At 42.3% G+C, this 11,870-nt stretch carries 8 protein-coding genes; 6 read left to right on the top strand and 2 right to left on the bottom strand.

The features are described from left to right. Positions 1–138 precede the first annotated feature (138 nt). Positions 139–600: a GyrI-like domain-containing protein gene (locus tag HNQ82_RS06635; RefSeq protein WP_183248218.1), complete on the bottom strand. Its 462-nt coding sequence runs from the start codon at positions 598–600 to the stop codon at positions 139–141. A gap of 119 nt (positions 601–719) precedes the next feature. Between HNQ82_RS06635 and HNQ82_RS06630 the strand changes: the two genes are divergently transcribed. Both HNQ82_RS06630 and HNQ82_RS06625 read left to right on the top strand, forming a co-directional pair. Next, complete coding sequence (locus HNQ82_RS06630) at positions 720–1,112, top strand: GtrA family protein (RefSeq protein ID WP_183248216.1); 393 nt, start codon at positions 720–722, stop codon at positions 1,110–1,112. A 94-nt stretch (positions 1,113–1,206) separates the two neighbouring features. Continuing rightward, positions 1,207–2,568 (top strand): methyl-accepting chemotaxis protein, encoded by a 1,362-nt coding sequence (locus tag HNQ82_RS06625; protein ID WP_183248214.1) that lies wholly within the window; start codon positions 1,207–1,209, stop codon positions 2,566–2,568. A 32-nt stretch (positions 2,569–2,600) separates the two neighbouring features. Here the strand turns inward: HNQ82_RS06625 and gltC are convergent, their stop codons facing one another. Beyond that, complete coding sequence (gltC, locus tag HNQ82_RS06620; RefSeq protein ID WP_183248212.1) at positions 2,601–3,500, bottom strand: glutamate biosynthesis transcriptional regulator GltC; 900 nt, start codon at positions 3,498–3,500, stop codon at positions 2,601–2,603. Positions 3,501–3,618: 118 nt separating this feature from the next. Between gltC and gltB the strand changes: the two genes are divergently transcribed. From gltB to HNQ82_RS06600, 4 genes are all read left to right on the top strand, one after another. Continuing rightward, entirely contained in the window at positions 3,619–8,151 is a 4,533-nt protein-coding gene (gene gltB, locus HNQ82_RS06615; protein WP_221261060.1) for a glutamate synthase large subunit, read from the top strand. A gap of 36 nt (positions 8,152–8,187) precedes the next feature. Continuing rightward, positions 8,188–9,651 carry a glutamate synthase subunit beta gene (locus HNQ82_RS06610; protein ID WP_183248210.1) on the top strand — a complete coding sequence of 488 codons (1,464 nt, stop codon included), beginning with the start codon at positions 8,188–8,190 and terminating at the stop codon, positions 9,649–9,651. A 107-nt stretch (positions 9,652–9,758) separates the two neighbouring features. Further along, the gene (gene ilvD / locus HNQ82_RS06605; protein ID WP_183248208.1) at positions 9,759–11,441 is read left to right on the top strand and encodes a dihydroxy-acid dehydratase; all 1,683 of its coding nucleotides are present in this window, start codon (positions 9,759–9,761) and stop codon (positions 11,439–11,441) included. An 83-nt stretch (positions 11,442–11,524) separates the two neighbouring features. Continuing rightward, complete coding sequence (locus tag HNQ82_RS06600) at positions 11,525–11,851, top strand: DUF3870 domain-containing protein (protein ID WP_032101467.1); 327 nt, start codon at positions 11,525–11,527, stop codon at positions 11,849–11,851. Positions 11,852–11,870 lie beyond the last annotated feature (19 nt).

The following is an 11,870-nucleotide window of genomic DNA, read 5'->3' as shown; positions in this document are numbered from 1 at the left end:
GTATGCGGAAGAAGGATCTTGACTGATGAACCCATTTCATCCAGCTAACATGTTTCTGGGATTGAGTGGAAATCACAGAAAATGGTGAAGACCCTCTTTTATGCAACTCCTTTGGCATGCGTTAACATTTTTGTTCTATTATTTAAACGTAACAGGAACCCATAGTTCATTTTCTGGATTGTGATTTGGAGGGTAATAACATTCAATGCATGGAATTTTAGCAAGCTCGTAATGAGAAGTAGGAAGCCATTCATATAATTGATTCCACGCTTCGGTTACGTTTGGAATGACTGCCCACGTGTCGTGTGTGATCGTCATATATTGCATATCGCTTGGAACTTCTCCATCATAACGCACCCCCATAAAGTAAGTAAACTCTTCGTCTGTTATTTTAGCTTCTTTCCCACAAATACCTAACAACCCTGCGAGCATGCATTTTGGCTGTTCCCAAGAAAGAGCGATCAGTTTTTGCATAAATCCATCCTTTTTGGCATGATCCCAAAGCGAAGAAATCGTTTGGAATGCTTCGTTTGTTCTTACACGGTACCTTTTTCCCACGATGGTCAATTCAAATGGAATCTTTTCAATTTTGTGCTCCATTTTGACAGCTCCTTTTGTTGATATGATGGATATTTCTATATGAGTTGATATTCCTTACCTTTTTATATTAACATAAAAATCCAATATACACTTATAAATGTTTGAGAAGGTGCCACATTATGTCGAATAAAGTAGTTACGATATTTCGCTTTGCAGTTGTTGGAGCAGGCAATACATTTGTAGATTTTGGACTGTTTTTCTTGCTTGTAGCTCTCGGTATGCCGTATATGTGGGCGCAAATGTTTGGCTATAGTGCGGGTGTGATCAATAGCTACATATGGAATCGGGCGTGGACGTTTCGAGCGGAAGGGGCGATCATGAAACAATTTGCCCGTTTTCTTGTCGTTAATCTTTGTTCCTTTACAGTTACACTTTTACTTTTGTATGTGTTAAACGAAATTTATCCTATTTTTTTAAGTAAATTAATTGCAACAATATGCGGGATGGGCGTCAGTTGGTTAGGTAGCTATAAATGGGTATTTTCAGAACGAATGTTACGTAAAGATATATAACATAATATTTTGAAAAATATGAAAAAATATTCCTTTCCACTTCTTTGGATGTTATAATCATGTCATAAAATATAACGTGAAGGGTGGATTATACATGTTTTCGTTAAAAAAACGAGTAAAAATAGAAAAAGAAAACGAAATGCAATCGAATGTGATGCTCGGTCAAATTGAAGTGGCTGCTGATCAACTGAAAGCAGTTGTAGAACAAATGAAATTGGCTGCTGAGTCGCTCGATCAAACATCAAGTGCTACACAGCAAAGTACTGTACAGCTCATTGATTGTTTGGAAAAAACAGTGATTTATACGACACAAGTAGAAGAGAAAATGAAAATGATTGAACAGTCCGCGTTGAAAATTTCAGATGTTTCCCAGTGCATTCATGCAGACAGCGAAGCGTCTTGTAATGAGCTTATTCGATCGTTACATTCATTAGAAAACCTTCAACGCGAAATGAATGATCTGCGAACAGGGCATTATGCACTGCTTCGTCAAATGGAATTGTTAGTCGAGCGCTCACAAGAAATTCATCACATTCTTTCAACGATCGCCTCTATTTCGCAACGGACGAGTATTTTAGCATTAAATGCAAACATTGAATCAGCGCGTGCGGGTGAGCACGGGAAAGGATTTTCTGTCGTCGCGAATGAAGTTGGAAAATTAGCCAACCAAACGTCAGTTGCGGTAGAACAAACGCGTGATATTTTGTCATCTATTCAATCAGAAATTGCTTCAACGATGCACATGGTGAAATCGGAGACAGAGCAAATCGAAAATGGGTCAAGTGAAATGAATAACGTTCTTTCGACTCTAACTGATTTTAGAAAAAAGCTCCATCATATGACAGCTATGGCATACGATTCATCGCAATCGGTCGAAGAACAAACAGGGAGTGTGCAAGAAATTTCGGCTTTACTTGCATATATTTCCTCGCTTTCCTTAGAAAACAAAGAGCATGCGCATAAGGTTGCGGATCATATGGATATACAGCATAAAAATGTCGAACAAATGTTACAAGTGAATAAAGCCATTGAACAAACATCAAATGAATTACAAGCCATTATAAAAAATGATGAACGAGAGCAGACATTTTCTGCAGATGTATATGTGATTGAGCAGATGAAAGAAAAGCTTACATCATTTATCCATTTTTATCCACTCGTTCGTTTAGATGCGACAGAACATGAGAGATATTTAAATGAATTTTTGCGGATGAACGAGAATATAGAAGCTGTTTGGTCAAATCGCATCGATGGAACGTTCATTTATTCAAATCCCTCGGCTGGTCTCGTGAATGCGAAAGCAAGACCGTGGTTCGTTGAGGCAACTAAAGGCAATGTGTACGTTTCTTCCGTATACACGTCAGCATTGACAAAACGTCCATGTTTAACGATTTCAGCACCGATTGTGCAAGAAGGTGACGTCATTGGAGTTGTCGGGATCGATTTATCTGTGTAAGAGGCAGTAAGCCGGCTAGTATATCAGCTGGCTTACTGGTATCGATCTAACATGGTGAAAAATTGTTTTACAAATTGATAAAATACGTTGACAGACGGTGCAAGTTCATATTTAGGTAAAATAATGCCGACATTACGGCGGACGAGTGGAAGTTCAATCGGTACTTTGACTGTATAACGCGGTGTTGTTTCGTAAAATGTACTTTCTGGCAACAAAGTAACGCCAATCCCTGCCGAGACAAGTCCTTTAATTGCATCTAAATCTTCTCCTTCTGACGAAATGATTGGAGAAAAGCCGGCTTGTTTGCAAGCATCTTCAACAATTTTACGCAAAATAAATCCTTCTGGAAACATGACAAACGGCTCATGTCGTAATTCGCTTAAAGCAATGCTTCGTTTTTGATTGAGTGGATGATCTGTCGGAATGAGTGCGGCGAACGACTCGGTAAATAAAATATCGCCTTGAATGCCTTTTTCTTCTGTTGGTACAGGACCTAAAAAAGCTAAATCAATTTCTCGTTTTTTTACTGCCTCGATTAAAAACTTATAAGAACCTTGGCGTAAATGGAAAGAAATGTGCGGGTGTTGTTGCTTAAATGTTGAAATGACCATCGGCATCGTGTAACTTGCAAGACTTGTTGGAAAGCCGATTTTAATCGTTCCTCGTTCGGGATCTAAATATTCTTCAATTTGTTGTTTCGCATAGTCAATCGCTTTTAATGCTGATTCAATATGTTGTAGAAAGTGGCGTCCGATCGGTGTTAATTTTACATTTCTTCCTTCTCGCTCGAATAATTTGACCCCGAGTTCATCCTCTAAGTTTGCAATTTGGCGGCTGACAGCGGATTGAGCGACATGTAACGCTTCAGCAGCCTCCGACACATGTTCTCGTTTGGCAACTTCCGTGAAATAAATCAATTGTCTTAATTCCATTTTTCCACCTCTTTCCATTATTCTCGAAATGAGATGAATATTATCTAAATTATATATTGTTTGTATGATTAATGAAACCTACAATTATACATACATGATGACGGAATGGGGGATTCACATGAGAGGATTACCGAAGGCACAAGGGTTGTACTGTCCGCAATTTGAACATGATGCATGTGGGATCGGGCTATACGCTCACTTAAAAGGTGAAGCGTCCCATCATATTGTAAAGCAAGGGCTTCATATGTTACGCCAATTAGAGCATCGGGGAGGTCAAGGAAGCGATCCGCAAACAGGCGATGGCGCTGGAATCATGGTGCAAATTCCCGATAGTTATTTTCGAGCTGTCTGTTCATTTTCACTTCCAGAAAAAGGGCGTTACGGAGTGGGGATGGTTTTCTTTTTTGAACATAACGAACAAAAGCGAGTGATGTTAGAGTGTCAAATCAATGATATCGTCCATGAAGAAGGACAAACGTTACTCGGATGGCGAGATGTGCCTGTAGATATCGAAAAACTCGGAACATTAGCAAAACAAAGTCGCCCGTGTATTCGTCAACTTTTTATTGCAGCGAGCGATGATGTAACCGATGAGCAACATTTTGAGCGCAAATTGTATGTCATTCGTAAACGTGCGGAAAAGTTAGTGAAAAACAATGAATATTATTTTGCCAGTTTATCAAGTCGCACAATCGTTTACAAAGGATTAGTCACTCCAGAGCAACTCGATGCTTTTTATGTTGACTTACAAGATGAACGATTTTGTTCTGCATTTGCGCTCGTTCATTCGCGCTTTAGCACAAATACGTTTCCGAGTTGGGAGCGAGCGCACCCAAACCGCTATTTGATTCATAACGGAGAAATTAATACGTTACGGGGAAATATTCATTGGATGATGGCGCGAGAAAAACAATTTTCATCGCTTGTTTTTGGTGAAGATTTACAAAAGGTGCTTCCGATTTTAGATACGAATGGAAGCGATTCTTCCATGCTTGATAATGCATTTGAATTTTTTGTGTTAGCTGGAAAATCGCTCGCTGAAACAGCGATGATGCTCATTCCTGAGCCATGGTATTGGGATAAAGAGATGGATGACAATAAAAAAGCATTTTATGAATATCATAGCTGTCTCATGGAGCCGTGGGACGGTCCAACGGCCATCGTGTTCACAAACGGAAAACAAATTGGTGGCATTTTAGATCGAAATGGTCTTCGTCCAGCTCGTTACTATGTGACAAAAGATGACTATATTATTTTTTCATCGGAAGTCGGAGTGATTGATGTAGCACCAGAAAACATTTTATATAAAGAACGACTAGGCCCTGGGAAAATGCTTTTTATTGATTTCGAACAAGGTCGAATCATTTCTGATGAAGAAGTAAAAAAACAAATCGCCAATGAACGACCGTATCGTCAATGGGTGAACGAACAAATGGTTTCAATTGATGAATGCGCAGGAGATGATCATGAACAACCGTTTGACAACCTTTTGACATGGCAAAAAGCGTTCGGGTATACGTATGAAGATGTTGAAAAAACGATTATTCCTATGGCGACAGAAGGAAAAGATCCGACGGGCGCGATGGGGAATGATACTCCATTAGCTGTCTTATCAGATCGGCCACAAAGTTTATTTAATTATTTTAAGCAACTGTTTGCGCAAGTAACAAATCCGCCGATCGATGCGATTCGTGAATACATCGTCACATCAACGGTCACTTTGCTTGGAAAAGAAGGAGATTTGTTGAATCCGGATGCATCTTCTGCCCGTCGCATTCGCTTGGATTCTCCAATCATGACGAATAAACAGTTGCAGGCGTTGCGCATAAATCCATATCGCGAATTTTCTTGCGTCACATTATCTACGGTCTTTACAGATGATTTGAAAGACGCACTAAATGAATTATGTCAAGCGGCGGATGAAGCGATTGCTTCTGGCGTAACGTTGCTTATTTTATCCGATTGCTCGATAGATGAACATCGCGTTGCGATTCCAGCGCTCCTTGCGGTAAGTGCGGTACATCAACATCTTATTCGAAAAGGAACGCGCACAAAAGTGAGTTTAATTGTTGAGAGCGGAGAAGCACGTGAAGTGCATCATTTTGCGGCGTTAATCGGCTATGGGGCAGATGCGGTCAATCCGTATTTGGCATTTGCGACCATTCGAGAAGCGATTGAAAAAGGAGTGCTTCATTCCTCATATGAAAAGGCAGTCGAAACGTACAAAAAAGCGGTGACAGATGGCGTTGTCAAAGTGATGTCAAAAATGGGGATTTCCACGGTGCAAAGCTATCGTGGCGCACAAATTTTTGAAGCGATCGGTATCGGGGATGATGTCATTGAACAATATTTCACAGGAACAGCGTCACAAATTGGTGGAATCGGTTTAAACGAAATCGCACAGGAAGCAAAAATGCGTCATATGCAAGCGTTTCAGCCATCTTATGATCGTACGCTAGAGTCAGGAAGCGAACTGCAATGGCGTAAAAACGGTGAACATCATGCGTTTAATCCGAAAACGATTCATACGTTACAATGGGCGTGTCGAAAAAACGATTATAATTTGTTTAAGCAATATTCAAAGATGGCCAATGAAGAACAATTAACTTTTTTACGTAATTTGTTTGAGTTTGACGAAACGCGTACGCCAATTCCACTTGATGAAGTCGAACCGGTAGAAGCGATTGTTCGTCGATTTAAAACAGGGGCCATGTCATACGGTTCGTTGAGCGAAGAAGCTCATGAAGCGCTTGCGATTGCGATGAATCGCATCGGTGGAAAAAGCAATAGTGGAGAAGGCGGCGAAGATCCGCGTCGCTATGTACGAGATGAAAATGGCGATCTTCGTCGCAGTGCAATTAAGCAAGTTGCATCCGGTCGTTTCGGTGTAAAAAGTCATTATTTAGTTCATGCGGATGAACTGCAAATTAAAATGGCGCAAGGGGCAAAGCCTGGAGAAGGAGGCCAACTTCCTGCGAATAAAGTATATCCGTGGATCGGAAAAGTGCGTGGATCTACACCCGGTGTGGAGCTCATTTCACCGCCTCCGCATCATGACATTTATTCCATTGAAGATTTAGCCCAACTCATTTATGACTTGAAAAATGCGAATCGTCATGCGCGCATTAGCGTGAAGCTTGTCGCAAAATCTGGCGTTGGTACGATCGCGGCAGGAGTGGCTAAAGGTGGTGCGGATGTGATCGTCATTAGCGGATATGATGGCGGTACAGGTGCTTCGCCAAAAACGAGCATTAAACATGCCGGGCTTCCGTGGGAACTCGGTTTAGCTGAAACGCACCAGACGCTGATGTTAAACGGACTCCGTGATCGCGTCGTATTAGAAACAGACGGAAAATTAATGACTGGTCGCGATGTTGTCATGGCGGCGTTATTAGGTGCTGAAGAGTTTGGCTTTGCGACGGCTCCACTTGTCGTTTTAGGGTGTGTCATGATGCGCGTTTGTCATTTAGATACATGCCCAGTCGGTGTAGCGACACAAAATCCAAAACTGCGGGCAAAATTTACAGGTAAACCAGAGCATATTGTGAATTTCATGTATTTTATCGCTCAAGAAGTGCGCGAAATTATGGCTCAACTTGGCTTCCGTACAGTCGAAGAAATGGTTGGACGCGTCGATGTATTAAAAATAAGCGAGCGGGCAAAGCGGCATTGGAAAGCGAAACATCTTGATTTATCTCGTTTGTTGTATCAAGTGGAAGGACCGCGAACGTTTTCTAAACCGCAAAACCATCGTCTCGATCAAACGCTTGATGATACGGTTATTTTGCCAGCTGTAATGCAAGCGATAGAGCAAAAAAAGCCGGTGCAATTACATGTTCCGATTCGCAACGTTCATCGTACCGTCGGGACGATAGTTGGTAGCGAAATATCCAAGCGGTACGGAGAAGAAGGATTACCGGAAAATACGATCCAGCTAAGCTTTCACGGTTCAGTAGGACAAAGTTTTGCCGCGTTCGTACCAAAAGGAATGACGATGACGTTAATTGGCGATGCCAACGACTATGTTGGCAAAGGCTTATCAGGTGGAAAAGTGATCATTCGTCCACCACATGAAGCGGAGTTTGTAAATGATCAAGTGATTATTGGAAACGTGGCGTTTTACGGTGCGACAAGCGGAGAAGCGTATATTCGCGGTCGAGCTGGGGAGCGTTTTTGCGTCCGAAATAGCGGTGTTCATGCGGTTGTTGAAGGAGTTGGCGATCACGGCTGTGAGTATATGACGGGAGGTCGTGTCGTCATCCTTGGTACGGTCGGGAAAAATTTCGCCGCTGGCATGTCTGGTGGTGTAGCCTACGTATTTGCTCATGACGATACGTGGCAAAAACGTGCAAACCGAGAACTTGTTTTATTTGAATCATTAGTAGATGAAAACGAAATACGAGATGTGCAACAAATGATTATGAAACATTACGAATATACGGAAAGTCCAAAAGCAGCGTATGTGCTTGCGAATTGGGAACGTGTTGTGAGAGACATCGTCAAAGTCATTCCGAAAAACTATAAGCTTATGATTGAGACAATTGAAGCGATGAAGCAACGCGGGATGTCGCATGATGAAGCGATATTGGAGGCGTTTGAGACAGTCGTAAATAAAAAAGATGCGAAAGTGATGGAAGCGATCGCGAAATAAGCGATCGCTCCGAAAGAAGCAGGAAGGAGGAGAACGATGGGGAAAGCAACAGGCTTTATGGAATATGTGCGGGAAGAAGAAAAGAAGCGCGATCCTCTTTCTCGTTTAGGTGATTGGAAAGAATATACGGACCCATTTTCAACGGATATGTTAGTTAGACAAGGGGCGCGATGTATGGATTGCGGTACGCCGTTTTGTCACATGGGAATGGAACTGAACGGTTTAACGTCAGGCTGTCCGATTCATAATCTTATTCCAGAGTGGAATGATCTTGTATATCGCGGACGGTGGAAAGAAGCGTTTGACCGATTAGTAAAAACAAACAACTTTCCAGAGTTTACAGGGCGTGTTTGCCCAGCACCTTGTGAAGGGTCGTGTACGGTGGCTATCTCAGATCGCGCAGTCGCGATCAAAGGTATTGAGCGAGCCATTATTGATCGCGCGTTTGAAAAAGGATGGGTTCAACCGCGCATCCCGAAAAAACGAACAGGAAAAAAAGTCGCTGTTATCGGCTCTGGCCCAGCTGGCTTAGCATGTGCAGATGAATTAAATCAAGCAGGTCATTTTGTGACTGTGTATGAACGTGATGATCGAGTTGGTGGATTGTTAACGTATGGCATTCCAAATATGAAACTTGGAAAAGATGTCGTTGAACGGCGTGCACGTTTACTTGAAGAAGAAGGAATTACGTTTATAACCAACACGGAAGTTGGCAAGCATATAACAGCTGATGAGTTGCGGAAACAATATGATGCTGTCGTGCTTTGTATCGGAGCGCAAAAACAACGTGATCTCGTCATAGAAGGACGCGAACTTGACGGCATTCATTTGGCGATGGATTATTTAACTGTAACAACAAAATGGTTGTTGACTGGTAAAAAAGAAGAAACGTTTATTGATGCAAAACATAAACATGTCATCGTCATTGGTGGCGGTGATACGGGAGCAGACTGTGTAGCAACAGCACTTCGTCAACAATGCAAAAGCGTTGTGCAGTTTGGCAAACATCCGGCATTGCCTAAAGAACGTACGGACGATAACCCTTGGCCGCAATATCCGCTCATTTTTACCGTTGATTATGCGTATGAAGAAGCGGAAGCGAAGTTTGGTGCGGATCCACGGCAATATTGCATTCAAACGAAAAAAATTGTAGGCGATGAAAGCGGAAAAGTAAAAGCGTTGTATACCATTCAAATGGAAAAAATAGTAGATAAACATGGACGTGTTATATTTAAAGAAATTCCTGGTACAGAAAAAGTATGGCCGTGTGATCTTGTATTGATCGCGATCGGTTTTGAAGGGCCGGAACAACCACTTTTGCAACAATTCAGAATTGAGACAGTAAACAAGAAAGTCAAAGCAGTGAGCTATAAAACGAATGTAGAAGGTGTATTTGTCGCAGGCGATGCAAGACGTGGACAAAGTCTTGTTGTTTGGGCGATTCATGAAGGGCGAGAGGCGGCAAAAGAAGTTGATCGGTTTTTAATGATGATGTCATGAAAACAAAAACGCTCAAGGTGTCCTAATAAAGATAGGGCACCTTTCGTATTTTTAGAATTGTCATTTTATTTAAAAAAGTGTTACAATGTTTAACAAGTTCAGAAAAGATGGAGGGATTTACTTTGCGTAGCGATATGATTAAAAAAGGATTCGATCGCGCACCACATCGCAGTTTATTGCGCGCAGCAGGAGTGAAAGAAGAAGATTTTCATAAACCGTTTATTGCCGTCGTCAATTCGTATATTGATATTATTCCAGGACATGTTCATTTACAAGAGTTTGGGAAAATCGTCAAAGAAGCGATTCGTGAAGCAGGTGGGGTACCGTTTGAAATGAATACGATCGGAGTCGATGATGGCATCGCGATGGGGCATATCGGCATGCGCTATTCGTTGCCGAGCCGTGAGATTATCGCTGATTCTGTTGAAACAGTCGTCTCTGCCCATTGGTTTGATGGCATGGTCTGCATTCCAAACTGCGATAAAATTACGCCTGGTATGATGATGGCAGCGATGCGTTTAAACATTCCGACCATTTTTGTGAGCGGGGGACCGATGAAGGCTGGAGTCACGAGCGATGGCAAAAAAATTTCTCTCTCGTCTGTATTTGAAGGCGTTGGCGCATATCAAGCAGGGAAAATTGATGAAAAGGGGTTACAAGAGTTGGAACAGTACGGCTGTCCAACGTGCGGTTCTTGCTCAGGAATGTTTACAGCCAATTCAATGAACTGCTTAGCTGAAGCACTCGGTTTAGCGCTTCCCGGCAACGGTACGATTTTAGCGATTGATCCGGCACGAAAAGAATTTGTTCGCCGTTCTGCTCAACAGTTAATGTATTTAATCGAACATAATATTAAACCACGCGATATTGTAACTGAAAAAGCTATTGACAACGCGTTTGCGCTCGACATGGCGCTTGGCGGTTCAACAAATACGGTTCTACATACGCTAGCTATTGCTAACGAAGCAGGCATTCATTATCCGCTTGAGCGCATTAATGAAGTTGCGGCCCGCGTACCACATTTAGCGAAACTCGCTCCAGCGTCCGATATGCATATTGAAGACTTACATGAAGCAGGTGGAGTGTCTGCTGTATTACATGAATTGTCGAAAAAAGAAGGTACGCTTCATTTAGATGCATTGACGGTGTCGGGAAAAACGCTCGGTGAAAACATTGCAGGGTGTGAAGTGAAAAACTATGAAGTCATTCGTCCGATTGACAATCCGTATTCAGAAACAGGCGGACTGGCTGTATTGTTTGGCAATTTAGCCCCAGATGGTGCGATTATTAAAACAGGCGGCATTCAAGGTGGTATTACACGCCACGAAGGACCAGCGATCGTATTTGATTCTCAAGAGGAAGCACTAGAAGGCATTGCGGCAGGAAAAGTACAACCGGGCCATGTCGTCATCATTCGTTATGAAGGACCAAAAGGCGGACCGGGCATGCCAGAAATGTTAGCGCCGACATCGCAAATCGTCGGTATGGGATTAGGCACGAAAGTAGCACTCATTACGGACGGTCGTTTCTCTGGCGCATCTCGAGGCTTATCCATCGGACACGTATCCCCTGAAGCAGCTGAAGGTGGTCCAATCGCTTTTGTACAAAATGGGGATCATATTGTCATTGATATTGTGAAGCGAACAATTGACGTCCTCGTTCCAGAAGAGGAGTGGGAAAAGCGAAAAGCAAGCTGGAAAGAGTTTGAACCAAAAGTGAAAACAGGCTACTTAGCACGTTATTCAAAACTCGTAACATCCGCAAGCACAGGCGGAATTATGAAAATTTAGCTGATTTTGTCGAAAAGTTGTTTATAACAATCACACAAGCCTCCATTATAATTAGGAAGTAAAGGGATGATGGGGGGGAAGGAATGAATACGCAATTTATTGCCGGTCATGCGCGATTGCCTTCAGGAATGGCAGCAAAAAGCGTGTTTGATACACTTACGATTACGGCTGAAGTAGATAAAAAGTATGGCGTCATCGTTGATGCTTCTTGTACGTTAGCGACAGAGCACGGTCGTGATTATGTGGCACGGTTATTAAAAGGTCATTCGTTAAAAGATGGAATCGACGAGCCGCTTGCTCAATTGCACGAAGGATATTTAGGAAAGGCAAACCAAGCGCTATGTGCAGCATTAAAAGATTTGTATAAACAATATTGTAAACTAGAAGAAAAGATGCATACAGAAAAATAGAAGGTGCGTTGGGCACCTT

Source organism: Anoxybacillus tengchongensis, from assembly GCF_014201585.1.
Lineage (GTDB): Bacteria > Bacillota > Bacilli > Bacillales > Anoxybacillaceae > Anoxybacillus > Anoxybacillus tengchongensis.
This window is presented reverse-complemented; position numbering and strand designations above follow the sequence as displayed.